This window comes from uncultured Tateyamaria sp. (assembly GCF_947503045.1).
Lineage (GTDB): Bacteria > Pseudomonadota > Alphaproteobacteria > Rhodobacterales > Rhodobacteraceae > Tateyamaria.
The window spans coordinates 612,381-638,182 of sequence record NZ_CANNCF010000001.1; the positions used below are offsets into that span (position 1 = coordinate 612,381).

27 protein-coding genes are annotated in these 25,802 nt (G+C 61.7%); 21 read left to right on the forward strand and 6 right to left on the reverse strand.

Features of this window, described 5'->3' with window-relative positions:
- Window positions 1–22 precede the first annotated feature (22 nt).
- The gene (gene ribD, locus Q1A89_RS03160; protein ID WP_299726064.1) at window positions 23–1,096 is read left to right on the forward strand and encodes a bifunctional diaminohydroxyphosphoribosylaminopyrimidine deaminase/5-amino-6-(5-phosphoribosylamino)uracil reductase RibD; all 1,074 of its coding nucleotides are present in this window, start codon (window positions 23–25) and stop codon (window positions 1,094–1,096) included.
- Here ribD and Q1A89_RS03165 read toward each other — a convergent pair.
- The 3 genes from Q1A89_RS03165 to Q1A89_RS03175 form a co-directional block, all read right to left on the reverse strand.
- Entirely contained in the window at window positions 1,093–3,105 is a 2,013-nt protein-coding gene (locus tag Q1A89_RS03165; RefSeq protein ID WP_299723677.1) for a capsular polysaccharide biosynthesis protein, read from the reverse strand. The two genes, ribD and Q1A89_RS03165, sit on opposite strands and share 4 nt — an antisense overlap.
- Before the next feature lie 16 nt (window positions 3,106–3,121).
- On the reverse strand, window positions 3,122–4,258 hold the full coding sequence (locus tag Q1A89_RS03170; RefSeq protein ID WP_299723680.1) for a polysaccharide biosynthesis/export family protein: 1,137 nt from the start codon (window positions 4,256–4,258) through the stop codon (window positions 3,122–3,124).
- Window positions 4,259–4,407: 149 nt separating this feature from the next.
- Entirely contained in the window at window positions 4,408–5,700 is a 1,293-nt protein-coding gene (locus tag Q1A89_RS03175; RefSeq protein WP_299726067.1) for a capsular biosynthesis protein, read from the reverse strand.
- Window positions 5,701–5,858: 158 nt separating this feature from the next.
- Between Q1A89_RS03175 and Q1A89_RS03180 the strand changes: the two genes are divergently transcribed.
- The 4 genes from Q1A89_RS03180 to nusB all read left to right on the forward strand — a co-directional run bounded on the left by Q1A89_RS03180 (window position 5,859) and on the right by nusB (window position 8,786).
- Window positions 5,859–6,446, forward strand: a complete 588-nt coding sequence (locus Q1A89_RS03180) for a riboflavin synthase (protein WP_299723683.1) — start codon at window positions 5,859–5,861, stop codon at window positions 6,444–6,446.
- A gap of 212 nt (window positions 6,447–6,658) precedes the next feature.
- Window positions 6,659–7,777, forward strand: a complete 1,119-nt coding sequence (gene ribB, locus Q1A89_RS03185; protein ID WP_299723686.1) for a 3,4-dihydroxy-2-butanone-4-phosphate synthase — start codon at window positions 6,659–6,661, stop codon at window positions 7,775–7,777.
- A 2-nt stretch (window positions 7,778–7,779) separates the two neighbouring features.
- Window positions 7,780–8,322 (forward strand): 6,7-dimethyl-8-ribityllumazine synthase, encoded by a 543-nt coding sequence (locus Q1A89_RS03190; RefSeq protein WP_299723689.1) that lies wholly within the window; start codon window positions 7,780–7,782, stop codon window positions 8,320–8,322.
- Window positions 8,319–8,786 carry a transcription antitermination factor NusB gene (gene nusB / locus Q1A89_RS03195; RefSeq protein WP_299723692.1) on the forward strand — a complete coding sequence of 156 codons (468 nt, stop codon included), beginning with the start codon at window positions 8,319–8,321 and terminating at the stop codon, window positions 8,784–8,786. The genes Q1A89_RS03190 and nusB overlap by 4 nt, the downstream gene beginning before the upstream one ends.
- Before the next feature lie 39 nt (window positions 8,787–8,825).
- Here the strand turns inward: nusB and Q1A89_RS03200 are convergent, their stop codons facing one another.
- Both Q1A89_RS03200 and Q1A89_RS03205 read right to left on the reverse strand, forming a co-directional pair.
- The gene (locus tag Q1A89_RS03200; protein ID WP_299723695.1) at window positions 8,826–10,481 is read right to left on the reverse strand and encodes an ethylbenzene dehydrogenase-related protein; all 1,656 of its coding nucleotides are present in this window, start codon (window positions 10,479–10,481) and stop codon (window positions 8,826–8,828) included.
- A 330-nt stretch (window positions 10,482–10,811) separates the two neighbouring features.
- A complete protein-coding gene (locus Q1A89_RS03205) occupies window positions 10,812–11,555 on the reverse strand; it encodes an IclR family transcriptional regulator (RefSeq protein WP_299723698.1) in 744 nt (247 codons plus the stop codon).
- 149 nt (window positions 11,556–11,704) lie between these two features.
- Here Q1A89_RS03205 and Q1A89_RS03210 point away from each other — a divergent pair, with 149 nt between their 5' ends.
- From Q1A89_RS03210 to Q1A89_RS03265, 12 genes are all read left to right on the forward strand, one after another.
- Window positions 11,705–12,544, forward strand: coding sequence for a cyclase family protein (locus Q1A89_RS03210; RefSeq protein WP_299723701.1), 840 nt, complete (start codon window positions 11,705–11,707; stop codon window positions 12,542–12,544).
- Complete coding sequence (locus Q1A89_RS03215) at window positions 12,544–12,897, forward strand: cupin domain-containing protein (RefSeq protein WP_299723704.1); 354 nt, start codon at window positions 12,544–12,546, stop codon at window positions 12,895–12,897. The genes Q1A89_RS03210 and Q1A89_RS03215 overlap by 1 nt, the downstream gene beginning before the upstream one ends.
- Window positions 12,898–12,901: 4 nt before the next feature.
- Window positions 12,902–13,687 (forward strand): SDR family oxidoreductase, encoded by a 786-nt coding sequence (locus tag Q1A89_RS03220; protein ID WP_299723707.1) that lies wholly within the window; start codon window positions 12,902–12,904, stop codon window positions 13,685–13,687.
- Window positions 13,684–14,610, forward strand: a complete 927-nt coding sequence (locus Q1A89_RS03225) for a 3-hydroxyacyl-CoA dehydrogenase family protein (RefSeq protein WP_299723710.1) — start codon at window positions 13,684–13,686, stop codon at window positions 14,608–14,610. Before Q1A89_RS03220 ends, Q1A89_RS03225 begins: the two co-directional genes overlap by 4 nt.
- 23 nt (window positions 14,611–14,633) lie before the next feature.
- Window positions 14,634–15,905 carry an ABC transporter substrate-binding protein gene (locus Q1A89_RS03230; protein ID WP_299723713.1) on the forward strand — a complete coding sequence of 424 codons (1,272 nt, stop codon included), beginning with the start codon at window positions 14,634–14,636 and terminating at the stop codon, window positions 15,903–15,905.
- Between the two features lie 13 nt (window positions 15,906–15,918).
- Window positions 15,919–16,647 (forward strand): ABC transporter ATP-binding protein, encoded by a 729-nt coding sequence (locus Q1A89_RS03235; RefSeq protein WP_299723716.1) that lies wholly within the window; start codon window positions 15,919–15,921, stop codon window positions 16,645–16,647.
- Window positions 16,640–17,350 carry an ABC transporter ATP-binding protein gene (locus Q1A89_RS03240; protein WP_299723719.1) on the forward strand — a complete coding sequence of 237 codons (711 nt, stop codon included), beginning with the start codon at window positions 16,640–16,642 and terminating at the stop codon, window positions 17,348–17,350. The genes Q1A89_RS03235 and Q1A89_RS03240 overlap by 8 nt, the downstream gene beginning before the upstream one ends.
- Window positions 17,350–18,213, forward strand: a complete 864-nt coding sequence (locus tag Q1A89_RS03245; RefSeq protein ID WP_299723722.1) for a branched-chain amino acid ABC transporter permease — start codon at window positions 17,350–17,352, stop codon at window positions 18,211–18,213. Before Q1A89_RS03240 ends, Q1A89_RS03245 begins: the two co-directional genes overlap by 1 nt.
- Window positions 18,210–19,229, forward strand: a complete 1,020-nt coding sequence (locus Q1A89_RS03250; RefSeq protein ID WP_299723725.1) for a branched-chain amino acid ABC transporter permease — start codon at window positions 18,210–18,212, stop codon at window positions 19,227–19,229. The genes Q1A89_RS03245 and Q1A89_RS03250 overlap by 4 nt, the downstream gene beginning before the upstream one ends.
- A 2-nt stretch (window positions 19,230–19,231) precedes the next feature.
- Entirely contained in the window at window positions 19,232–20,164 is a 933-nt protein-coding gene (locus Q1A89_RS03255; RefSeq protein ID WP_299723728.1) for a 3-keto-5-aminohexanoate cleavage protein, read from the forward strand.
- 62 nt (window positions 20,165–20,226) lie between these two features.
- Window positions 20,227–20,397 carry a hypothetical protein gene (locus Q1A89_RS03260; RefSeq protein ID WP_299723731.1) on the forward strand — a complete coding sequence of 57 codons (171 nt, stop codon included), beginning with the start codon at window positions 20,227–20,229 and terminating at the stop codon, window positions 20,395–20,397.
- 107 nt (window positions 20,398–20,504) lie between these two features.
- A complete protein-coding gene (locus Q1A89_RS03265) occupies window positions 20,505–21,470 on the forward strand; it encodes an NADPH:quinone oxidoreductase family protein (RefSeq protein WP_299723734.1) in 966 nt (321 codons plus the stop codon).
- A 54-nt stretch (window positions 21,471–21,524) separates the two neighbouring features.
- Here Q1A89_RS03265 and Q1A89_RS03270 read toward each other — a convergent pair whose 3' ends face one another.
- Entirely contained in the window at window positions 21,525–22,505 is a 981-nt protein-coding gene (locus Q1A89_RS03270) for a DMT family transporter (RefSeq protein WP_299723737.1), read from the reverse strand.
- Between the two features lie 124 nt (window positions 22,506–22,629).
- Between Q1A89_RS03270 and Q1A89_RS03275 the strand changes: the two genes are divergently transcribed.
- The 4 genes from Q1A89_RS03275 (at window position 22,630) to Q1A89_RS03290 (ending at window position 25,800) form a co-directional block, all read left to right on the forward strand.
- Window positions 22,630–23,148 (forward strand): carbon monoxide dehydrogenase subunit G, encoded by a 519-nt coding sequence (locus Q1A89_RS03275; protein ID WP_299723739.1) that lies wholly within the window; start codon window positions 22,630–22,632, stop codon window positions 23,146–23,148.
- 88 nt (window positions 23,149–23,236) lie between these two features.
- On the forward strand, window positions 23,237–24,175 hold the full coding sequence (locus Q1A89_RS03280) for an ABC transporter ATP-binding protein (protein ID WP_299723742.1): 939 nt from the start codon (window positions 23,237–23,239) through the stop codon (window positions 24,173–24,175).
- Entirely contained in the window at window positions 24,172–24,933 is a 762-nt protein-coding gene (locus Q1A89_RS03285; protein ID WP_299723745.1) for an ABC transporter permease, read from the forward strand. Before Q1A89_RS03280 ends, Q1A89_RS03285 begins: the two co-directional genes overlap by 4 nt.
- A gap of 69 nt (window positions 24,934–25,002) precedes the next feature.
- Window positions 25,003–25,800: a S49 family peptidase gene (locus Q1A89_RS03290; RefSeq protein ID WP_299723748.1), complete on the forward strand. Its 798-nt coding sequence runs from the start codon at window positions 25,003–25,005 to the stop codon at window positions 25,798–25,800.
- The last annotated feature ends 2 nt before the right edge of the window (window positions 25,801–25,802 follow it).

Sequence of the window (25,802 nt, forward strand, 5' to 3'; positions counted from 1 at the left end):
CAGGGCGGGCGACACCCGGTTCATGCGTCTGGCCCTTTCCCTGGGTCGACGTGGACAGGGCAATGCCGCGCCCAATCCGGCGGTGGGCTGCGTCATCGTGAATGCAGGCCGCATCGTCGGACGCGGCTGGACCCAGCCGGGCGGGCGACCCCATGCCGAAACGCAGGCCTTGGCGCAAGCCGGGGCCGAAGCGGGCGGCGCCACGGCCTATGTCACGCTTGAGCCTTGCGCCCATCACGGGCAGACGCCCCCCTGCGCCGAGGCTCTGATCGCCGCAAGAGTGGCCCGTGTTGTCATCGCCTTGCGTGACAGCGATCCGCGCGTGGATGGCGCGGGCATCTCAATGCTTGAGGCGGCGGGCATCGAGGTTTTGACGGGCATTTGTTCGGACGAGGCCCAAGCCGACCTGTCGGGGTTTCTGCTGAACGTCGAACAAGGCCGTCCAATGGTCACCCTCAAGCTCGCCAGCAGTTTTGACGGGCGCATCGCCTCGGGCACAGGTGAAAGCCAGTGGATCACCGGGCCGGATGCGCGCCGCGCGGTCCACGCCATGCGCGCGCGCCATGACGCGGTGATGGTGGGCGGCGGCACTGCGCGGCAGGATGATCCGTCGCTCACCGTGCGTGGGCTGGGCATCGCGCACCAACCCGCCCGCGTCGTGGTCTCGCGCCGTCTTGATTTGCCGCTGATGGGGACGCTCGCCCGCACAGCGCGCGAGGTGCCGGTGCTGCTGTGTCACGGGCGCGATGCGGACCCGATGTTGCAGGACACATGGCGCGATATCGGCGCCGAGCTGTTGCCTTGCGCGGCACTGGGCAGCCAGCTGGACCCTCGGGATGTGCTGCAGCAACTGGGCGCACATGGGCTCACACGGGTGTTCTGTGAAGGCGGCAGCGCGCTCGCCGCCGCGCTGATCGAAACTGATCTTGTGGACCGGCTTGTCGGCTTTACCGCCGGAGTTGCCATAGGGGCCGAGGGGTTGCCAAATATTGGCGCGCTTGGTCTGGGCAAGCTGGCCGACGCGGCCCGTTTCGATCTGGAACGTGTCCGGCGGATCGGTCCCGACATCTGTCATGAATGGAGTCGGGCGATCTAGCGCCACAAATGCGCGCGGCTGGCGAGTAACCCTTGCAGTTTCGACAGCACCCGATTGCCCCACCCAGGATGTGGCACGCTGCTTTGCACAAGTCGTTCCACCACCACTTCGACCGGGCAGGGTAGGCCAGTCACAGGATCGAAATAGCGTGGGTAATCGATCAGGCTCGCATGGACGAGGCCCAACAAATCCACGTCCTCGCGGCGGCGCGGGGGAATGTCGCCATGGTCGGTGGTCAGCCCCCAGCCCGCATAGAACGGCGCGCCGGTTGTCACCACCTTGACCCCGCGCAACAGGGCCTCGAACCCGGCGAGCGAGGTCATGGTCCACATCGTCTCGATGCATCCCAGCAGTGCTGTGATGTCACTGTTCTCTGCCACGACATCCGCCAGATCTTTGGCGTCAAATGCGCCTGAGCGCAGGCCTGCCTCGACATCCGGGTGTGGTTTGTAGATCAGCGTGGCATCCGGGTGGGCGGTACGCGCAGCCTCCAGCAGGGCGCGGTTTGTCGTGATCTCGCTGGTGCCGGTGATGATCGAGGCGTCGTCCTCCACCTGTCCAACGACCAGCACACTCGGGCCTGCGGGCAGATCGGGCAGGGTGCCGCCGAGGTTGTATTTGCTGATCTGGTCCCGCGTCAGAACCTTCACCAGCGCCTCGGCCCGCCGTGCCTGATCGGGGCGCAAGTTGCGGCGTGTCTGGATCAATGCCTCAAGGCGGCTGGGGTGGGACGGGTCGTAATAGATGCCCAGATCATCCGTCACCAGCGACAAGGGCGGCACCAGTTCGGCGCCCAGCCCACGCGAACGCAGAAACCCGTCCTCGACCCGCACTGCACCGTCATGGCCCACATCCGCCTTGCCCGCCCAGACCATCCACGGGCGATCCTTGGCGCGGGCACGGGCTGGATCGTCCTCGAACACCATGGCCTTGTGGCGGCCAAACACTTTTTGCATCGGCCTGCGTTTCCACAACCGCATCCCGCTTGCGACCCAGCCACGATGGTCCGCGCGCCAGGCGCGGGTGTCGGCCGCCAGCGCCTCGATCGCCGTCTCGAGCGGGCACAGGCGATCGCGAAACGGGTCATACCATTTCGGATAAAGCATCATCGCCCCGGAAAAAAGCTGCGCGCGGGTCAGGCTGCGCTGTCTTCGCTGGACCGGGAATTCATCTGTGCTCAGCCCCCATCCGGCGTAAAACGGCTGGCCAAAGACACGCGGCTTGTGCCCGGCAAGCATCGCCTCAAACCCCAGCCCCGAGGACACAGTGTAGACCGCAATCGCGCCTTCCATCAGCGCCCATGGGCTGACCGGATCGCTGAGCAGATGAACGCGGTCATTGGTGTCGGCTTCAGTGAAATACCCCTGCCGAAAGCCCTGCGCCGTTTCGGGGTGCGTCTTGATATAGATCGGGGCGGCAGGGTGCTCTTCTTGCGCGACAAACAGCATTTCGAGAAAGCGATTGCGATCCGCGCCCGACGCGGTGACCGAGGCATCGCCGCGGGTCTGATCGACCACCAGCACATAGCCCGGATCGGGGACGGGGGCGTCAGTCTCAAAGGCGGTGTACTTGCTCAGGTGGGCCTCGCGCATCCGCTCGATGGCGCCGCGCGCGCGGTTCAGAAGGGCCGTGTCATCCAGCGGATGAGTGGCCAATATCTCTTCGAGATCAGAGGGTTGGTTAGGGTCGAAATGCGCGCCCTTGTGGTCGATCAACAGGCCAAGGGGCGGGCCACCCGCGCGGCCCGGAAACAGCGAGCGCAGAAACGCATCCTCGATCCGCACCACGGGTGTGTCGCGCCTGGCCGCGACCCTGAGGCCCCGATGGGCCGTGGGTGAGTTGCCCCAGATGCCAATCAGATCATCCGGGCCGGGCAGGCCCAGCGACACACGGTATCCCGCAAGCTCCAGAATGCGCCGTGTGCGGGTCTGGGTCAGGAAACCGCCATTGTAAACGTAAAGCCGCCGGGCCTTTTCAGGTCCGGCGGCGGGAGGAGGTATTTGATCCACAAACGCGCCTTGGGCGTCAGTTGTTGCCGGCAATGTTTGCCAGTGCATTGACCGAGGCCGCAGGGCCGGTGAGGGCCGAGATGATCTTGGTGAACTGGGTGTAAGGCGCCTCGGTTACATAGATTGTGTCAGCGTCGCGGATGACAAAATCGCGGGCCTGGAACATGCCATTGGGCCGGGTGAGGTCAAGTACATAGGCAAAGCGCTGTGCGCCGACCAGATCGTCGCGGCCCAGCACGATATTGGCGACTTCCGCAGGTTCGTTGCGGAACACGAAGATGCCAGTGGGATCGGCGGTGGCCGATTGCAATCCACCCACTTGGGCAATGGCCTCGAGCGCGCTGAGGTTTTGGGATTGGAACGGCACGCGGGCCTGTCCACCCGTTGCACCAAGAGCGGTGAAGGCGCGGGTGTCCTCCTCGACCAGGATGCGGTCGCCACCGCGCAGGGCGATGTCGAGTTCGGGGTGATCATAGAGGTCCTGGAACCAGATACGGCTACGCATGTCGCCCCGGATCACGGTAATCTGGGCGATTTCTGGAGTGATCGTCACTCCACCCGCGCGGGCCAGCATGGTCGACAGGGTCCGGGTGGGGCGTTCGATGGCGTAGACGCCCTGCGCGCCAACCGAGCCGATCAGTGACACGGTCGAGCCGTCACCGGCCACGCGGCGCACCTGCACCTGTGGGTCTGGGGTCTGCTCTTCGAGCTTGGTGGTGATAATGCGCCGGATCGCCTCCGGCGAGTTGCCGGAGGCGCGGATGCGTCCCGCGTAAGGCACAAAGATGAAACCGGCGCCGTCGACCTGCACCTCTTCCAATGCGGTGGCGTTCTGGCCTTGACCGGCCAGCAGCCCGTCATCGACGTTTTCCCAGATCGTCAGACCCAGAATGTCGCCGGGACGGATCGTGTCGGACCCGATCACGCCTGCATTGATGAACGAGTCGCTGAACCCGAGCGCCGGGGTGACGGCAGTGGCGCGCGTGACGCGGTCATTGACCGAAACGATAAAGGCATCGCCCTCTTTCTGGACGGAGCCGGAATAGATTTCGCGTTTGTTCGGGCCGACTTGCGGCAAGCCGCACGAGGAAAGGATGCCCACGATGCTCACAAGCGCGACGGCACGCGCCCAGCGGAAAGACTGGAAAATCACTGCTCGGTCTCCTCGACCTGTTCTTGTTCTGCCTCAAAACGCGAGTTGGCCCACGTCATCTTTTTTGGTTCGCGGCGGTTTTCCGTCGCTGATTTGTCGTCAAGTTACCGGAGTCGGGCGATAAAATCTAGCCATAGGGGTAGTGTGTCTCAGGTCACGAGACGCAACTGTTGCCTTGGGGCCGCGGTGCCAGAGGCAAGCGCGTCATACGGATCTTCGCCGGACAGCATCATGTCCACGACCTGCCGCAACAGCTGCCGACGCCCGCGGGACGAGTAGAATCCGCCGGGCAACTGGCTGGTTTCAAGCAGGTAGCGGCGGTAGTCCTTATAGGCCTTGTTGTCCGGGCGGCTGGCTCCGGCAAAAAACTCGGCCATCGGCTGGTCGCTGACAAATTCGGGCTTTGCGAATACCGCCCGGCCAAACACCTTGAGCGGAATTCCGCGCCAGAGCACCTGTTGAGCGGCCGTCGAATTCACGGTGACCGCGCTGCGCGCATCGTTGAGAAGTTGTGCAAGCTTGCCGCCGCGTACGTAATGCACCCGTCCTTTCAGGTCGAGTTCCGCCATCAATGCGCGGATGTGGCGCCGGATCGGCGCTCGCCCGTCTTCAAGCGGATGCGCCTTGATCACCAGGTGGTGGTGCCCCGGCGCGCCTGCGGCAAAACCGCGGATCACCACATCAAGGAATTCGGTCATCGAGGTGAAGGGCGAATGTTCCTGAAAGCTGCTGTCATGTTCCAGTTGCAACAGAGCCAGATGATAGGGAAAGCCGCCATAGCGGATGCGCAGCGTCGCCTGAACCCGGTCAAGCGTATGCACCGGCATCAAGAGCAAGCGTTGGATATAAAGGCGGAATTCCTGCGCCACGCTGAGCGAGCGGTGTGGCCGGAAATTGCGATAGTCACCGTTCCGAAACATCACGAACCAATGATAAAGCGCGCCGTAAAACACATGCTGGCGCATGTCGCCCCAATGGCCGGGGGGCAGAGGCGCCTCCATATCAGAAAGCGCCAGCGCCTCCTGCATCTGCGTGACGCTCATCTCCATCAGGCGGGAATGGCCGTTGGTGCCGCCCCGTTCATAGGTGACCCAATAGGGGCGCATATACCCTTCTTCGAACACGTGAACGGTGATGCCGCGCTGTTTGGCCTGTGCCACCGCCTCGGCGTGGATGGGCCGGACGTCGCCGTAAAGCACGATGTCGGTCACACCCTTTTCATCAACCAGTTTTCGAAAGGTGTCGCCCCAATCCGCAGCGGCGCCACGGAAGGGAATGTAGCTGCGCGGATGGAACCAGAAGGCCCGATCACCCGCGTTGAAGCCAACGCGCCACACCGTGGCGCCAGCCCGGCGCAACATCGCCCCCAGCCGGTGAAAGAACGGCCCATGTGGTCCTTGCAGGAACAGGAATACCCGGGATTGAGGGGCGTGCAGTGTCATCTGGCCTCTGGTACGCGGCATGTCTTTCCTTCAGATGAACACCGGACTGGGGCGATTTTATGGCCCATTGCCATGTTTGGCGCAATGCGTGACCCACTTGCTTCGCGCCCATTGCGCCGCTACCTCAGCATCACCGGTCAAAAAGAGGCGTCTTTTCCATGTTCACAGGCATCATCACCGATATCGGCACCCTCGTTGATCTCAAGCAAGAGGGTGATTTGCGCGCGCGCATTGCCACCGGCTATGACACGAGCGGCATCGATATGGGCGCGTCCATTGCCTCGGACGGCGTGTGTCTGACGGTCATTGATCTGGGCCCGGACTGGTATGACGTGCAGATCAGCGCCGAGACGGTATCAAAGACCAACCTGTCAAGCTGGAGCGTCGGTAAACGCGTGAACCTCGAACGGGCGCTGAAGGTCGGGGATGAATTGGGGGGGCACATCGTGTCGGGCCATGTGGATGGCGTGGCCGAGGTTGTGTCGGTCGAGGACGAGGGGGACAGCACCCGCGTGCAATTGCGCGCGCCCGACGATCTGGCACGTTTTATCGCACCCAAGGGTTCGGTGGCTTTGAACGGCACGTCACTGACTGTGAACGAGGTGCAGGGATCGGTTTTTGGTATCAACTTTATCCCCCATACCAAGGATGTGACCACGTGGGGTGATGTGAGCGTCGGCGATATGGTCAACCTCGAGATCGACACGCTGGCCCGCTATGTCGCGCGGCTGGCCGAGGCCGGGTGACCCAAAGGGCAGGCCTGCGGCCTGACGCCATTTTGTAAGATGTGGCGGGCGTGCTCGCATCACTTGCGGTTGGGATGTTTTGCAGGCCGACCCTTCGGGGAGGATTTTTTGAACCAGAGAAGCAGGGGCGCGCGGATGATGTGCTCCCGCTGCACTGGCAAAGTCTTCAGGCTTCCTTTATGTCGCGCAGCATAGGCTGCCAAAGGTGATCCATGAGCTTTGAAACCCCCGGTCCGGTCGAAACCGACCTTGCTGCCGCGATCTCGCCCATCGAAGAGATCATCGAGGCCGCGCGTGCTGGTCAGATGTTCATTCTGGTCGATCACGAGGATCGCGAAAACGAGGGTGATCTGGTGATCCCCGCCAACTTCGCAACCCCCGAGGCGGTGAATTTCATGGCTGCCCATGGCCGTGGGCTGATCTGTGTGACCCTGCCGTCCACGCGGGTGGACGAGTTGGGTCTGCCGATGATGGCCATGCACAATTCATCCCGTCACGAGACCGCGTTTACCGTGTCGGTCGAGGCCCGCGAGGGGGTGACCACCGGGATTTCCGCCGCCGACCGTGCGCTGACCATTTCGACCCTTGTGAACCCGCAGGCTGGCCCGGCTGAGCTTGCGACCCCCGGGCACGTCTTTCCGCTGCGCGCCCGAGAAGGTGGTGTGCTGGTGCGGGCAGGCCATACCGAGGCGGGCTGTGACGTGGCGCGCTTGGCGGGGCACTACCCGTCGAGCGTCATTTGCGAGATCATGAACGAGGATGGGTCCATGGCCCGTCTGCCCGACCTTGTGGACTATGCCGCCAAACATAACCTCAAGATTGGAACGATCAGCGACCTCATCGCCTATCGCCGACGCCATGACAATCTGGTGGTCGAGACCGACAGCCGCATGGTGAGATCGCAGCACGGCGGTGACTGGCACATGCGCATCTTTACCGACCAGACCCATGGTATTGAGCACGTGACGCTCTCCAAGGGCGATCTGGGCACGGATGAGCCGGTGCTGGTGCGCACCCACGCGCTGGCCGAAGTGACCGATATTCTGGGTCTCAGCGACAAGCCGGTGGGGGATCTGCCCCGCGCAATGGAGATCATTGCCAAAGAGGGGCGCGGGGTCATCTGCCTGTTCCGCCAGCCCCGCAAGGCGCTGTTTGACGAGGAAGAAGCAGGCCCGCGCATCGTCAAGAACACAGGGCTGGGGGCGCAGATGCTCAGCAATATGGGCCTCACCCGCCTGATCCTGCTGACGGACAGCCCGCGCACCACCTATATGGGCATCGACGCCTACGGTTTGGAAATCGTCGGCACCCGTCCAATTCTGGGAGAGTAGTTATGGCTTCTATCGAACATCACGTGCTGGACCGCCCCAGCTTTGATCGCCCCGTGAAGGTGCTGATTGTCGTCTCGCCCTATTACAAGGCGATTGCGGAAAATATGGTCGCAGGTGCCAAGGCCGAGATCGAGGCCGCCGGGGCCACCTGGGATCTGATCGAAATGCCCGGCGCACTGGAGATTCCGACGGCGATCGGTATCTCGGAACGGATGTCGAATTTCGATGGCTACGTCGCCCTTGGATGCGTGATCCGGGGTGAGACAACCCATTACGAGACGGTGTGCAATGACAGTTCCCGCGCGATCCAGTTGCTAGGCCTGCAGGGTCTTTGCATCGGGAATGGCATCCTCACGGTCGAAAACGTGGCCCAGGCCGAAGTACGCGCCGACCCCAAGGGGCAGAACAAGGGTGGCGGGGCAGCGGCTGCGGCCTTGCACCTGATCGCGCTCAGCCGTAAGTGGGGCCGCCAGAGCAAGGGCGTGGGGTTCAAACCCGCCTCTGAATACCAGCTGGCCGGCAAGACAGGATCCGATATCGCATGACCCTTTCGGGCAACCAGAAACGCAAGATGCGCTCGGCCGCGCGGCTTTATGCTGTGCAGGCCCTGTTCCAGATGGAGCAATCAGAGCAGACAGTTGACCAGATCAGGGTCGAGTTCATGGAGCATCGCTTTGGCGCCTCATACGAGGGCGACGAGATGACCGAGGGCGACCCGGATCATTTCACCCGCGTGATGGAGGATGCCGTCAACTATCAGGCCCCCATCGACCAGATGACCGATCGCGGGTTGGTGGCCAAGTGGCCCATTGCACGGATTGACCCGACCATCCGGGCCTTGTTCCGGGCTGCGGGTGCCGAGCTGCGCGATAGCTCGACCCCGCCCAAAGTCGTGATCACCGAATATGTGGACGTGGCCCGCGCCTTTTTCCCGGATGGGAAAGAGCCCAGTTTCGTGAATGCGGTGCTGGATCACATGGCCCGCGAGGCCCGGCCCGAAGCGTTCTGAGACATCGCGCCCCGGGAACAGACCCGGAGCGCGATACCCTCATTCGTCAGCGGGCGTGGCTTCCATCCGCAACTCGACCGGGCGCAGGTGCTGGCTGTGCCGCGTTTGCGTATGATCAAAAACAGCCACCCACATGTAGACCGGCACATCGGGCTGCAGGGTAAAGTCGTATTTCGAGGTGGTGTCCATCTTGCGCTGGGCCTCAAGCGTCCAGACGCCATCATTCCACACTGCATCGGCAAAGACTTCGCCCCGGTCGCCCTCATGCGGGCCATTCACGATGACCGAAGGCATGATGGTGCCCACAGGATAGGTGTCGAGCGCTGGATCATAGGGCTGCATGTCGTCGGCCTGCATGGCAAATGCCACCGTGTCGGTGGTTTTCGGCGCCATCGGGATATTCTGATACTTTTCGATCAGGGCCGGGTCCTTTGGCAGATGGGTCGGCGTGATGATGTCGGTCGAGAATTTCTCCCAATTCATCGCATAGCCGCCACCGGTCTTGGGGTCTTGCGTGTACCCTCCTGTATAGCGGCTCTTTTTGGGATCAACCTCCATAGGTGGGCCAAAATAGTTGTCATCGATCTGGTTGAACGATCCGGTGCGCACGGATTTCCAGTGCCAGACATCCACGATCGACCCATCCGTGGTGTAGTGCAGGCCGCGCCCGCCCGAGGGGGCCGGTTTGCCCTCAATCGGCTGGCCGCCCAGATGCGATGTGCCCGCTCCGGCGAGTTCGGAGGAGGCGGCGAACATCACGCCGAACTTGTCCTCGTAATAGGTGTCCTCGTCCTGCACGTCGAATTCGAATTGCAGCACTTTCCAGCCCTTGTCGGTCTTTTGCAGGGGCAGGTGTTTCTGGCTGCGCGTGGGGTCGTTCCACTGGAACAGGGCGTAAAGCGTTTCGCCATCATGGACCATTCGGGCGGTGACCGTGTTGCCATCGGGCGCGTTGATGCCGCGCGCGGTGGCGATCTCGACTCTAGGCGCGTCTTCCCAAGCGGCATCATCGGCCAGCCCGTCGATCTTGGGGGCGGTGTCGATCTTGCGCACCTCCAGCGTGGGATAGGTGACGCCGTCAATCACGGTGATGCTGACGGCGGCAAGGCTGGCCACGGCCACCGCTGACAGCGCGGCACTGCCATAGACCAGCCGGGGGTTAATGATCTTGAACAGGTGGACAAGGCCGCCATAGGCGAGCTGTGCGATCACATGCAGAACCACATAGGCCAGCACCGACCAGGCCAGGATCAGGTGGATTTGCAGCACATTGACATAAGAAAAGAGGTTGGGCAGCGCATAGAGCAGCAGGCCCGTCACGGTTGAGGCCGCCAGCAGCGCAAAGGATATCCAGTAGATCACCAGATTGACCGCCCTCCAACGCCGCTTTTTGTCCGTGCCCACCAGAGAGGCGACGGCGAGCGCGTCAATCTTGATGCGCCGCTGCAGGCGCGCGCGGATCAGGAAAGCGACATAGGCAATCATCACAAAGGCCAGCGTGATCGCAGACCAGACATGCCAGACGATGACGTTGCCTTGCAGCAAAATGCTGTCCACGGCCCGCGCCCAGGTGTTGCCCGGCGCATCGGCCGCAATCCTGAGCCCGGTCAGCAGACTGATGGCGAGGGTGGCCACCAAGGCCCAATGCAGGAACACGGTGCTGAAGTCGGTTTTTCGAAATATCCGTTGAGGCATGTCTTGTCCTTTCGCGTGAATACGGCCGAGTGGCGCCACACGTTTTGGTGTGACGGGGCCAAACAAAGGACAGCGAGGACATTCCGGGCAACGATGGCCGTAGGTTCCGTGCGATTGCAGCACGCGAGCGCCGGATTCAGCGATGTGATGGGCAAGTTCCTGCACCGGAGACCGGAACCGGCGCGAATTTTTGCACCGGTTTGGGACGCAATGTGCCTGCGCGTGACCGAGCAGTGGCGGTTCAAGTGTTTGGAAACGTTATCTTTGGTGCAAAGGGCGCGCGTGTCGCTGAGCCCGGGAAGGGCAGCGTGGGTGCGATGACTCCAGCCCCTAGGCGTTCAGAAATTCATCTCGGGCAGAGATCATGCAGGCCCTCAATTCCGCCTCCACCATCACAAACCGGCTGCTGGGCGCCGGTACTGAGATCGCAAAGATATCGCCGTTCTGCCCCATCACCGCAAAGCCAAGGGCGCTGATCCCGTCGGTGTGTTCGTTTTCATCGCGTGCCAGATCACCACCCCGGATGCGCGAAAGTTCCGCCAGAAGCGGGCCAAGCTTGATGTCGAATTCCGGGCGCGCTGCCAGTTCGGCAAGGATCAGTTTTTCGGCCACGACCTCTTCGAGGCAGGCCAACGCGGCCTTGCCGTTTGCGGTTGTGGTCAGGGGAAATGTCTCGCCGATGCTTGAAACCGTCCGCAGTCGCTGGCTGCCCACGACCTGATCCACGAACCGCATCTGACGCCCTTCGAGAATGGCCAGATCGACGGTTTCGGATGTGGCGGCCGAGATCTCTTTCATCACCGGGCGCAGGCGTTCGCGCATGTCGAAGACAGGCGCCTGCGCGAGGCTCTGAATCTCGGGGCCGAGCCTGATTCTTCCTTGCCCACCATCGGTCGCCACAAACCGTTCATGGGACAGTGCGCTGACGATCCGCTGTACCGTAGAGCGGGGCAGTGAGACTTGCGCCGCGATCTGACCGAGGCTCAGCCCGTCGGTGTTTCGCCCCAGAACCCGCAGGATGTCTGCAGCCCTTGTGATGACCTGAATGCCTTGAATTCGTTGATTATCTTCCACGGTTCCGGCCCTGCCACCTGATCTAAAATTGCTGTGTTGTGCTGGCTCTATCCTAGAATTTAAAAGATTGAAAATCAATAGTTGACCGCATTACGATACATATTGCACCATATTGTGGAACGATGCGCAGCGCTATTTGGGAGGGTGCGATGACAGTCAACATTCGCGGGATCGATTTTCAGGACAACCTGGACAACGACATGGGGCTGGAGTTTGTGAACCTCAGCCACCGGTTTGGATACCAGTGTCCGAACTGGCCCTACTTCAAGGACGTCGCGATCGAGCGAAAGCACTACATGGCCAAGTCCGGTGTGCTGAGCCAGACCATCACAACCACGATGCACGTGACCACCCATATCGACGCGCCTGCGCATGTGGTTCAGGGCACGCCCTTCATTGACGAGGTGCCTCTGCCGCATTTCTTTGGCACCGGCATCGTGGTGAGCATTCCCAAAAAGAAGTGGGAGCAGATCACCGGCGACGATCTGGAAAAGGCCTGCGGTCACGCGATCCGCAAGGGCGATGTGCTGATCATCAACACCGGCTGGCACAAGCAATATGAAGACGGTGACTACTTTGCCTATTGCCCCGGTCTGGTGCCGTCGGCGGCCGACTGGATGGTCGAAAAAGGCGTCAAGGTTGTCGGCCACGACACCCAGGCCAACGACCACCCGCTGGCCACTGCCATCGGCCCCCAGCGCAACGGCCCGATCCTGCCTCATCTGGAACAGGAATATCTGGAATGGTCCGGCGGCACACCCTGGGACGTAGATTTCCCCGAATGGGAGCCTGTACACAACAAGCTGTTTTCAAATGGTATTTTGGGCATCGAAAATGTCGGCGGCGACTTGGATGCTGTCACGGGCAAACGCGTGACCTTCGCCTTTTTCCCATGGAACTGGGATCGCGGTGACGGCTGCATCATCCGCCTTGTCGCCATCACTGACAAGAAACAGGCCTACCGTATCGAGGCCGGGGAAGCGTTCTAATGCACCTCAAGCGCTTTGCCGATGCCGAACCCTACGAGGCCCCCAACCATTGGGGTGTCACCGGGTTGCGGCTGCAGGGGTTCGAAGAGGGTGGCCCGGAAAACCAATGGGTCGGCTTTTCGCAATTCCTGCCCGGCGGCGGCGCAGGGCCAGACAGCACGCCTTTTGAAAAGGTCTATGTCGTGATCGAGGGCGAGATGACGGTCGAAATCGACGGTATCGAGACCGTTCTGCGGGCCATGGACAGTTGCACCATTCCGCCCGGCGAAGTGCGCCGGATCGAAAACAAGACCAACCACATCTGCAAAATGCTTGTCGTGATCCCGTATCCCGGCGGCAAAGGACCGGAGTAGGCCGATGTCACTGGACAACCCGCATTCCATGTTCGACGTGCAGGGCAAGGTGGCCCTGATCACGGGCGCATCCGGGGCCTTTGGCTCCGTCGCTGCGCGCTGCCTGTCTGCTGCAGGATGCAAGGTGGTTCTGGCCGCTGGCAACGCCGCGGCCTTGGGCGAGGTCGCCGCCATCTGCAGTGGCGAAACCCGCCTGATCAACGCACGCCCCGACAGTGAAGCGGCCTGTGACGCCATGATCGCCGAGACAGTCAAAGCCTGTGGTCGCATCGACATTCTGGTGGTCGCCTCGGGCATGAACAAGGTGGCCAAGATCGAGGATATGGCCCCTGCGACCTTTGACGACGTCATGGATGCTAATGTCAGGCAGTCCTGGCTGATCGCAAGGGCGGCGACGGCGCAGATGAAGGCGCAAGGTGAGGGCGGCAAGATCGTGTTGGTATCTTCGGCCCGCGGCCTGTTGGGCCATCCGGCAGGCTACACAGCCTATTGCTCGTCCAAGGCGGCGGTGGACGGGATGACCAAGGCACTTGGTTGCGAGCTTGGGCCCACCGGCATCACCGTGAATGCGATTGCGCCCACGGTCTTCCGCTCACCGCTCACCGCATGGATGTTCGAAGACACCGAAAACGCCACCGCTGTGCGAAACGGATTTCTCGCCCGCGTGCCCAAGGGGCGCCTGGGTGAGCCCGAGGACCTAACCGGGCCACTGTTGTTTCTGTCGTCCAAAGCGTCCGATTTTTACACCGGCCACATCCTATATGCCGATGGCGGCTATACGGCGGGATGACGGGCGACCAACATATCGCCGTGATCGGGGCCGGGTTGATGGGGCATGGCATCGCGCTGACCTTTGCGCGGGCCGGGCATGCCGTTGCGATCACCGACCCGGTTGCAGAGATGCTGCACTCCGCACCTGCCCGCATCGCCGAAAGCCTCACCTTGCTCGGTGCGGATCAGGGCGAAATCGATGCAGCCCTTGCCCGCATCACCCTGTCACCGAGCACACAAGCCACCGTGGCGGACGCGCAAGTCGTGTTTGAGGCAGCCCCGGAAAAGCTGGCACTCAAACAGGCGATTTTTGCCGAGGTTGAGGCCCACGCGCCGCCGGATGCAATTCTCGCCTCGAACACCTCGGTGATCCAGATCAGTAAAATCATGGGTGGCCTCAGCACGCGCCATCGCGCGCTGGGCACCCATTGGTGGAACCCGCCGCACATGATCCCGCTGGTTGAGGTGGTGAAAACCGAATGGACCAACCCGGCCCTTGCGCAATCCATGTTCGATCTGCTGGCGCGGGCGGGCAAGACCCCTGCCATGGTTGAAAAGGATGTGCCCGGATTCATCGGCAATCGCCTGCAGCACGCCCTGTGGCGCGAGGCGATCTCGCTGGTCGAGAACGGCATTTGCGACGCCGAAACCGTGGACAATGTGGTCAAGGCCAGCTTTGGCCGCCGCCTTGCAGTGCTTGGCCCGCTGGAAAACGCGGACCTTGTCGGGCTGGAGCTGACCCAAGACATCCACGCGCAGGTGCTGTTCGATCTGGACACCAGCGGCACACCGTCCCCGTACCTGCAAAAGATGCGCGATCAGGGCCGCCACGGCATGGCCGCGGGCGCTGGCCTGCGCGACTGGTCCGCGGGCGATCTGGAAAAGACCAAGGCCCGCGTGGCCGAACACCTGCGACAACTGACGGCAATTCTGCCGAACTAATCACAGCTTTGGGAGGAGCGACGATGACCATGAAACCTAACCGACGCCACGTGCTCGGCGGGCTTGCCGCAACCGTGGCCGCCCCCGCCATCCTGACTGCCAGCCGCGCCTATGCCCAGTCGCCGACCATCCGCATCGGCCATGTCAGCCCGCGCACCGGCCCCCTGGCGGGCTTTGCCGAAGCGGATGATTTCGTGCTCCAAGGTATCCAGGCGGCCCTTTCAGGAGGCGTCGAGAACAACGGCAAGACCTACGCGGTCGAGATCATTTCGAAGGACAGCCAGTCCAACCCGAACCGCGCCGCGGAAGTCGCGGCAGACCTGATCCTCGGCGACGAGGTCGACATCATCGTCGCGGCCTCAACCCCGGACACAACCAACCCTGTCGCCGATCAGGCCGAGATCAACGAAGTGCCCTGCATCACCACCGATTGCCCATGGCAGCCCTACTTCTTTGGCCGGAATGGCAACCCGGCGCAGGGCTTTGACTTTACGTACCATTTCTTCTGGGGGCTTGAGGATGTCATCGGTAACTTCCTTGACCTCTGGGGCAGTTCCGACGCCGCGAAAAACGTCGGCGGTCTGTTCCCGAATGACGCGGACGGCAACGCATGGGGCGATCCCGAGGTGGGCTTTCCCAAACCGTTGTCCGAGGCTGGGTTCTCCTTGACCGACCCGGGCCGCTACCAGCCACTGAATGATGACTTCTCCAACTACATTACCGCATTCAAAGATGCGGGTTGCGAGATCATCACCGGCAACATGATCCCGCCGGACTTTGCCACCTTCTGGGCGCAGGCCGCGCAGCAGGATTTCCGACCCAAGGTGGTGACCATCGGCAAAGCGCTGTTGTTCCCGTCCTTTGTGCAATCGCTTGGGGATCGCGGCGAAGGCCTGACCTCGGAAGTCTGGTGGAGCCCGTCACATCCGTTCAATTCGTCGCTGACTGGCGACAGCGCCAAGGCGCTGGCCGATGGCTATACCGCCGCCAGCGGACGTCCCTGGACGCAGCCCATCGGGTTCAAGCACGCGCTGTTCGAAGTGGTGCGCGACGTGGTGTCCCGCACTGCTGATCTGGATGACCCGATGGCCATCGTTGAGGCGATCAAAAGCACCAACATGTCCACGATTGTCGGTGACGTGAACTGGGCCAACGGCCCCGTGCCCAACGTGACCAAGACCCCGCTTGTCGCGGGTCAGTGGCAAAAAGCGGGCGATGCGCTTGAGCTGTTGATCACCAACAATGCCGCAGCCCCCGACATCCCGGTGGGTGGCGAACTGAAGCTTCTGTCCTAGAAAGGGAACAGTCTTGTCCGCGCTTCTATCCATCAATTCACTGCAAAAGTCCTTTGGCGCAGTCGTCGTGGCCGACGCCACCACCTTTGAGGTGGCCAAGGGCGAAGCCGTCGGCATTCTGGGGCCGAACGGCGCGGGCAAGACCTCACTTTTCAACCTGATCACCGGGGCGCTGCGCACTGATGGCGGCACGATTGGCTTTGCCGGGCGCGATATCACCAACGCCCCGGCTGCCGCGCGGTGCAAGATGGGGATCGCGCGATCCTTCCAGATCCCGCAGCCTTTTGGCGGCATGACCGTCTTTGAAAACGCGCTGGTCGGGGCAACGCAGGGGGCCGGGCTGCCCGGATCACGGGCGCAGGCCCATGCCCTGTCAGTCCTTGAGGACACCGGCCTGATCGACAAGGCCAACATGCGTGCCGGGGCATTGTCATTGCTGGACCGCAAGCGGCTTGAACTGGCGCGCGCACTGGCGGCCAAACCGCAATTGCTGCTGCTGGATGAAATCGCAGGCGGGCTGACGGACGCCGAATGCGGCGCTCTAATCGCGACCATCCAGCGCATCCATGCCCAAGGCACCACCATCGTCTGGATCGAACATGTGGTGCACGCGCTGCTGGCCGTGGTCGAGAAACTGATCGTCATCGATTTTGGCCGCAAGATCGCCGAGGGCGCACCAAAGGCGATCATGGACAGCGCCGAAGTCAAAGAGATCTATCTGGGGATCGCGGCAGATGCCTGAACCCATTCTGCAATTGCGTGTGCTGGACGCCCACTATGGTGATTTTCAGGCCCTGTTCGGGATCGACATGGACGTCTCCGATGGCGAAGTCATTGCGATTATCGGGGCCAATGGGGCGGGCAAGACCACGCTGATGCGCTCGATCTCGGGGCTGTTGCCCAATGCAGCAGCCCAGATCGTCTATCGCGGCCAACCTATCGGCGCATTGCGCGCCGACCAGATTGCGCAGAGCGGGATTGCGCTGGTACCTGAAGGGCGGCAACTGTTCCCGTCGCTGTCGGTGGAGGAAAACCTGCTGATTGGTGGCCAGGTCGGGCGCAAGGGGCCGTGGTCGCTTGAGCAGATTTTCCAGCTGTTCCCCGTCCTCAAGGAACGCCGCAACCAGGCCGCAACCACCTTGTCGGGCGGGCAACAGCAGATGGTGGCCATCGGGCGCGCATTGATGGCGAACCCGGACCTGATCCTGTTTGATGAAATCAGCCTTGGCCTTGCGCCGGTCATTATCAAGACGATCTACGACGCCCTGCCGCAGATCGTCGGGCAGGGCATGACGGCGATGCTGGTCGAACAGGACATCACCAAGGCTTTGTCCGTCTCATCGCGCGTCTACTGCCTTCAGGAAGGGCGCGTGTCGCTTGAGGGTCGCACAGAGACCATCGACCGCGATGATATCACGCGGGCCTATTTCGGGACGGAGAGCTGATGGACTGGATTTCTGCACTTGTACAAGGGACGTTGCTGGGCGGGTTGTATGCGCTGTTTGCGGCTGGATTGTCGTTGATCTTTGGCGTCATGCGGCTGGTGAACATTGCCCATGGCGATCTGATCGTGCTGGCCGCCTATATGGGGCTGAGCACGACGGTGATGCTGGGCATTCATCCCTTTGTCGCCCTTTTGATTGTCATCCCGGCTATGGCGGGGGCCGGGTATTGCCTGCAACGCGCTGTGCTGAACCAGACGCTGGGCGATGACATCCTGCCGCCCCTGCTGGTGACGTTCGGCCTGTCGGTGATCCTGCAAAACGCTCTGCTCGAAGGGTATTCCGCCGATCCGCAAAAGCTGAGCGCGGGGGGCGTTGAAACGGCGAGCGTGCAACTGGGTGGTCTGTCGATTGGCGTCTTGCCCTTGCTGACATTCCTGATCGCCGTGGCTGTCATCGCTGGCCTGCAGTTCATCTTTTACCGCACGGCCATCGGGCGCGCCTTTCGCGCCGTGTCTGACAATGCCGACATCGCGCAACTGATGGGGCTGAACAAAGCACATATCTTTGGCCTTGCGATGGCACTGGCGTTGGCGGTCACGGCAATAGCCGGGATTTTGCTGGGGGTGCGCACCAGCTTTGATCCCTCGGTCGGTGGTGCGCGCCTGATCTTTGGGTTCGAGGCGGTGATCATCGGTGGGTTGGGCAACCTCTGGGGCACGCTTGCGGGCGGTGTGATCCTTGGCGTGGCGCAAACGCTGGGCGCCAAGGTCGATCCGGGCTGGCAATTGCTGGCCGGACACGTCGCCTTTCTTGTGGTTCTGGCCGTGCGCCCGAATGGCCTGTTCCCGAGGGTGGCACATTGAGCGCGCGCATCACACGCACCACGCCCACGGCACGAGGAGCGATGATCATCGCCGCAATCGGGGTGCTGATCCTGGCCGCCGCACCGTGGTGGGCCGGGCGAGCAGAATTGCGGCTGCTGGGCGAGATCTACCTCTATCTCGCGCTTGCTTATCTGTGGAATTTGATGGCGGGCTATGCAGGGCTCGTCTCTGTCGGGCAGCAGGCCTATGTCGGCTTTGGCGGCTATATGCTGTTTGCGCTGACCATGTTTGGCGGGTTGCATCCGATTGCCGCCGTGCTGGCGGCGGGCGTGATCGCGGCCCTTTTGTCCGTGCCCGTTGCGGCCCTGATTTTCCGTCTAAAGGGGGCCTATTTCGCCATCGGCACATGGGTCACGGCCGAGGTGTTCCGGCTGAGCTTTGCCCAAGTGTCTTCACTCGGTGGCGGGTCAGGGTCCTCTTTGCCGGTCAACGTCGTCAAATCGCTCGCCGCATCGCGGTCGGGGCGTGAGGCGCTCAGCTATTGGCTCGCACTTGGCTCGGCCATAGTTGTGATCGCCTGCGTCTACCTGTTCCTGCGCTCGCGGCGCGGCCTTACCCTGACCGCAATCCGGGACAGCGAAGTCGCTGCCGCAGGTCTTGGCATCAACATCTGGCGCACCAAGCTTGAGGTCTATGTGGTCACTTCCGCCTTCACAGCGATCATTGGTGGGCTGATCTTTCTGCAAAAGCTGCGGATTTCGCCTGACGCGGCCTTTTCGGTCAATGACTGGACGGCGTTTGTGATCTTTATCGTGGTGATCGGCGGCATCGGCACGCTTGAAGGTCCGATCATTGGCACGATCCTGTTCTTTTTGCTGCGGGAAACGCTGGCTGACCTGGGCACCGTCTATCTGATCGTGCTTGGGGTGCTGGCCATCGTCATCATGCTCAAAGCGCCAAAGGGAGTCTGGGGGCTGATCCGCAGCCGCTTTGACCTCGAATTGTTCCCGCTCAGCTACCGCGTCAAGACCGACACCCCCGACAAAGGAGCCTGACCTTGGCCAAGCAGAACAAGACCATCATCACCTGCGCCGTCACCGGTGCGATCCATACCCCCACGATGTCGGACGCGCTGCCCTATACATATGATCAGATTGCCGCTCAGGCGATTGAAGCGGCGGAGGCGGGGGCCTCGATCCTGCACCTGCACGCCCGTGACAATGAAACCGGCGCGCCCTCGGTGAACCCGGATGACTTCTCGCCCTTCCTGTCACGCATCAAGCAGGCCTCGGATGCGGTTGTGAACATCTCGACGGGCGGCTCGCTGACCCTGTCGATCCAGGACCGCATCAAGCCTGCCAGGACGTTTAGCGCTGAAATGTGTTCGATGAACATGGGGTCGATGAACTTCTCCTTCCATCCACTGGCGAAACGCTATGACACGTGGAAGTTCGACTGGGAAAAGGACTATGTCGAAGGCTCGGACGGCAACATTTTCCGCAACACATTCCGTGACATCCGCGAGGCTGCAACGACATTGGCCCCCGAGCAGATCAAGTTCGAACACGAGTGTTATGATGTGGGGCATCTCTACAATCTGAAATTCTGTCTGGACGCGGGCTTGTTCAAAGCGCCGATCTTTATCCAGTTTGTCATGGGCATTCTGGGCGGCATTGGTGCGGATATCGACAACCTCGTCTTTATGAAGAAGACGGCGGACAAGTTGTTTGGCGACGACTACCGCTGGTCTGTGCTGGCAGCGGGGGCAGCACAGATTCCGATGGCAACCACGGCCAGCCAGATGGGCGGTCACGTGCGCGTCGGCCTTGAGGACAGCCTGTTCATCACCCGCGGCACGCTGGCGGATTCCAACGCCCAACAGGTCGCCAAGGTGCGCCGCATCGTCGAAGAGCTGGGCTCGGAGGTGGCCACGCCGGACGAGGCCCGCGAGATGCTCGACCTCAAGGGCGGTGACAGGGTGAACTTTTGACGGGCGGCCTTTTGGGCAAGGGCCAGCCTGTACTCTGACGCCCCAAACTCTATCATTGCGTCATGCATGACAGCGGCCCAAACCCCCTGATCCGCCTGTTTCTCGGCGGCACAGCCGTGGGCTTTGCCCTGTCCGTCCTTTTTGTTGCCATCCTGTGGCTTGGCGACGTGTTGGAGATCGCTTCCCACGCCGCAAACAGCAACGATGCGTTCCTGCTTCTTTTCATTTTGTGATGCTTCAACGGGCTGTTGTTCGGCTGCGTGCAAATCAGCTATGTGGTCTGGCAAATGGGGCGGTCAGATAGCTGAACGGCCTCAAGGAATATTGAGGAGAGCCGCCCATGCGCGCCATGCAACTCACCACCCTCGGCCAGCCGCTCGAATTGCGGGATGTGGCCGTGCCCGACCCAGCGGCGGGCGAAGTGCTGGTGCGCATTCACACCTGCGGGCTGAACTTTGGCGACACGCTGATCGTCAAGGGCACATATCAGGAAAAACCGCCCCTGCCTGCGACCGTGGGCATGGAGATGTGCGGCACGATCGAGGCGCTCGGCGCGGGTGTGACCCATCTGGCCGTGGGCCAGCGTGTGGCGGCCTATTCCGGCTTTGGCGGGCTGGCGGAATATGCGGCACTCCCTGCCAATATCTGTGTGCCGATCCCGGATGGCATGCCAGCCACGGATGCGGCCGCCTTTCTCATCGCCTATGGCACCAGCCATGTCGGCCTGGACTACAAGGCGCACCTGAAACCGGGTGAGCGGCTGTTGGTGCTGGGCGCGTCAGGTGGTGTCGGCCTCACGGCAGTGGAACTTGGCAAGCTGATGGGGGCCGAGGTCATTGCCGTAGCACGCGGGGCGGACAAGCTGGAGGTTGCACGCAAGGCTGGCGCTGATCACCTGCTCGACAGTGAAACCTGCGATCTGCGCGCGGATGTGAAGGCGCTGGGTGGGGCGGATGTCGTCTATGACCCCGTTGGGGGTGACTTGTTCAACGCGGCCTTGCGCGCCTGTAATCCCGAGGCGCGCCTGCTGCCGCTGGGCTTTGCCAGCGGGACGGTGCCGCAGATCCCGGCCAATATCCTGCTGGTCAAGAACCTGACGGTGATCGGCTACTATTGGGGGGGATATATGCGGGTGAACCCCAAGGTGCTGACCGACAGCTTTGCCGTGCTGTTTGACTGGTACGCGCAAGGGCGCCTGAAACCCCATGTCAGCCACGTGCTGCCTTTGGCGGAGGCTAATGAGGGGCTGGAGTTGCTGCGCAGCCGCAAGGCAACCGGCAAAGTGGTGATCGAGGTCGACGCCTGAGCCGTTTTCCGAATTCGGAAAACGGACCGGAAACCGTATCGGTTTCCGCCCCCGCTAGTGGCGCGCCTTGATCTGTGCATGAGCGAGCACCCGCGCCTTGTGGCGTTCGCGCAGGAACACGAACAGACCCGCCCCGAGGATCAGGGCGATGCCGATCCAGACCTCGAACACCGGCAGGTCGCCAAACACGACAATCCCCCAGAACACCGCCAGCGGCAGGCCGATATACTCAAACGGTGCCACTGTCGCCGCATCCCCCAGCCGGTACGCCTGGCTAAGGCAATAGCCGATGATGGCCGAATTCAGACCCAGTCCTGCAAACACCCACATGTCCGGCCCCGCTGGCCAGACCCAGGCTCGCAGCAGAAAGATCACGGACTGACTGCTCGCATCGTCGACAAAGCGCCCGTCACCGGCCACGAGGTAAAACAGCACTGACACCAGAATGAACGTCGCCTGAATATAGACGGCAAGCGCGCTGGCCTTGCTGGTCACACCCAGCTTGCGCGTCAGCAACTGGTTCAGCGCATATGTCAGCGCCGAAAGCACTGGCAGCAAGAGCACAAGGCGGCTGACCTCCAGTTCGCCCGCACCGGCCCAGGGGCGCTGCATGATCACCACCCCCGCAAAACCGATGGCAACGGCCGCAAGGCGCAGGGGGCCCACCTTTTCCCCAAGGATGGGGATCGACAAGAGCGTGATGAACAGGGGGGCGGCAAAGAACAGGGCGGTTGCATCGGCCAGCGGCAACACGGCAAGGGCCACGAAAAAGGTCATGTTGGCAATCACGATCAACAAGCCGCGAAAGGCATGCAGCCATGGCTGACGGGTGCGCAGAATGCCGAAACCGCCCTCGTATTGGACGATGAGCAGGCTGAACAGGATCCCGATACCGGAACGCGCAAACACGATTTGGTGCAGCGGATAGCCCCCCGACAACTGCTTGATCAGCAGATCGTTGATCGAAATGCAAAACACGCCGACCACCACGAACAGGATGGCCAGCCCGGCGTTATTCTGGGGTGCGGTCGTCATTTGCCCAGCCCTATCATTTCGCCGCGCCCTGTCACGCAAAATCGCGCCGATTGAGGCGTGGTGCCGCCCCGGCGTCTGGGCTATGTATGGGCTGATCCAAGACCGCCTCAGGGAGAGCCCAATCATGCAAATGTCCGATACCCGCCAGATCGCCGCCGCGCCCGAGGACGTCTATGCCGCGCTGCTGAACCCCGATGTGCTCAAGGCTTGCGTGCCGGGCGCTACGGATGTGACGGGTAGTCCCGAGGACGGGTTCGAGGCGTCAGTCACCCAAAAGGTCGGACCTGTTAAGGCGACGTTCAAGGGGCAGGTGACCCTCTCGGACATGATCGAAAACCAGAGCCTGACCATCACCGGCGAGGGCAAAGGCGGCGCTGCTGGCTTTGCCAAGGGTGGGGCGGAAGTGAGGATGGAGGCCGTCGATGGTGGCACCGCTCTCAGCTATGATGTCGAGGCCAAGGTGGGTGGCAAGCTTGCCCAACTGGGCAGCCGCATCATAGACGGTTTTGCCAAGAAAATGGCGGACCAGTTCTTTTCCAACCTGCAAGAGGTGCTTGAAGGGCCCGCCGCATCAGACGGCGAAGAACCGCAAGCAGAAGGCGAGAAAAAAGGCTGGCTGGGTCGGCTGACAGGTAAGGCGTGAACCGCGCACAGCCCAATGTGCGCCAATGCGCTGGCGGGGCAGGGGCGCAAAGGCTACCTGTGCGATTTACTGCAATATCCGAGGGCCCATGCCAACCATCCTGAGCATCAAGAACCTGCGCAAGGCCTATGAGGACGGGTTCGAAGCCCTCAAAGACGTGTCGCTGGATATCGAAGAGGGCGAGATTATCGCCCTGCTCGGTCCGAATGGGGCGGGCAAGACAACGCTGATCTCGACCGTGTGCGGGATCACCATGCCAACCGCGGGCAGCGTATCGGTGGCCGGGCATGACATTCTGCAGGACTACCGTGCTGCGCGCAGCCTGATTGGCCTTGTTCCGCAGGAAATCGCGCTGGAACCGTTCGAAAATGTGATCAACACGGTGCGCTTTTCGCGCGGTCTGTTCGGCAAGCCGCGCAAGGACGGGGTGGTCGAGGATATCCTGCGCCGCCTCTCGCTTTGGGACAAGCGCGACAACGAGATACGGGCCCTGTCCGGGGGCATGAAGCGGCGCGTGCTGATCGCCAAGGCGCTCGCGCATGAACCGCGCGTTCTGTTTCTGGATGAACCGACCGCAGGGGTCGACGTCGAATTGCGCAAGGACATGTGGGAGATCGTGGATCAGTTGCGCGCCGATGGCGTCACCACGGTCCTGACAACCCACTACATCGAAGAGGCCGAAGCCATTGCAGACCGTGTCGGCGTGATCAGCAAGGGAGAAATCTTGCTGGTCGAGGACAAGGTCAAGCTGATGGCCCGCATGGGGCGCAAGCAACTGGATGTGCAATTGACCCAGCCGTTAAGCGAGATCCCGAAGGCGCTGCAAGCCTATGACCTGACCCTCGGGGATGACGGCTGGACGCTGACCTACAGCTACGACACCAAGGGCGAGCGCACGGGCATCACCAAGCTGCTGACAGAACTGGCTGGCACCGGGCTGCAACTGCGCGATGTGGTGACACGCCAATCCAGCCTAGAGGATATTTTCGTATCACTCGTGCGCGAAGACGAGAAGGAAGCGTCATGAACTGGTCTGCCGTGCGCGCCATATACGTCTTTGAAATGGCGCGGTTTTTCCGAACGTTGGCGCAATCCTTCATATCGCCTGTCTTGTCCTCGTCACTTTACTTCGTCGTCTTTGGCGCGGCCATCGGCAGTCGGATCGACGAGGTCGAGGGGGTTGGCTACGGGGCCTTCATCGTGCCGGGCCTGATCATGTTGACCGTAATGACGCAGTCCATATCCAACGCCTCTTTCGGCATCTATTTCCCGAAATTCATCGGCACCATCTACGAACTGCTGTCCGCGCCGATCAGCTTTCTTGAAATCGTCATGGGCTATGTCGGAGCGGCGGCAACCAAGTCGATGTTCATCGGGATCATCATCCTGATCACGGCCTTCTTCTTTGTCGATCTGCAGATCGAATACCCGCTGGCGATGCTGGCATTCCTCGTTCTGACATGCGTCAGTTTCGCGCTGTTCGGATTCATCATCGGGATCTGGGCGGGCAGTTTTGAGCAGCTGCAACTGATCCCGCTGCTGATCGTCACACCGCTCGTGTTCCTTGGAGGATCGTTCTATTCGATCTCGATGCTGCCGCCGGTGTGGCAAACCATCTCGATGTTCAACCCGGTCGTTTATCTTATTTCGGGGTTCCGCTGGGCGTTTTTCGGAGTGGCGGATGTGCCCATCGCCGTCTCTTTGCTGGCCATCGGGGCGTTTACAGGGCTGTGCCTCGCGGCGGTCGGCTGGATCTTCAAAACCGGGTGGCGCATTCGACAATAGTGCCGCGCATACCAACTCGTTTTGGCCGCGACCTTGTTTGCACCAGTGCGCCAATCTACATGGGGCAGGATGAAAAGATACATCCCCTTTGTGAAATCCAACCCGACGGTGGCTGTGATCCGCCTTCAGGGCATGATTGCGGGCGCCGGACGCGGCGCGTTGAATGACGCAAGCCTCGCCCCCGTGATCGAAAAGGCATTCGCGCGTGGCAAACCCGCAGCCGTCGCGCTCGAGATCAATTCACCCGGAGGCAGCCCGGTGCAATCCTCGCTGATCGGCGCGCGCATCCGCCGCCTCGCGGAGGAAAAAGAGATACCTGTCATCGCATTCGTCGAGGATGTCGCGGCCTCCGGGGGCTATTGGCTGGCTGTGGCTGCTGACGAAATCTATGCCGACGAAAGCTCCATCGTGGGTTCCATCGGCGTCATCTCGGCCGGGTTCGGGGTACACGAGCTGATGGCACGACAAGGCGTTGAACGGCGCGTCTATACATCGGGAAAATCCAAATCGATGCTCGACCCGTTCCGCCCGGAAAAGCCCGAGGATGTCGAACGGCTCAAGACAATCCTGGCCGATGTGCACGAGAATTTCATAGACCATGTGACGGCCCGGCGCGGTGATAAACTCGACAAGGAAACAGAGCTGTTCACCGGCGAAGTGTGGCTGGCCAAAAAGGCGCAGGCGCTTGGCCTGATTGATGGGATCGGGCACCTCCAGCCAATGCTCAAGGACCGCTTTGGCGACAAGGTGCAACTGCGCCGCTACGGTGTGCGACGCCCGTTTCTGGCGCGCTTCGGGGCGCAAATGGTTGACGACGCGGCCCGCGCTGTCGAAGAACGGGCAGCCTTCGCCCAGTTTGGACTTTAACC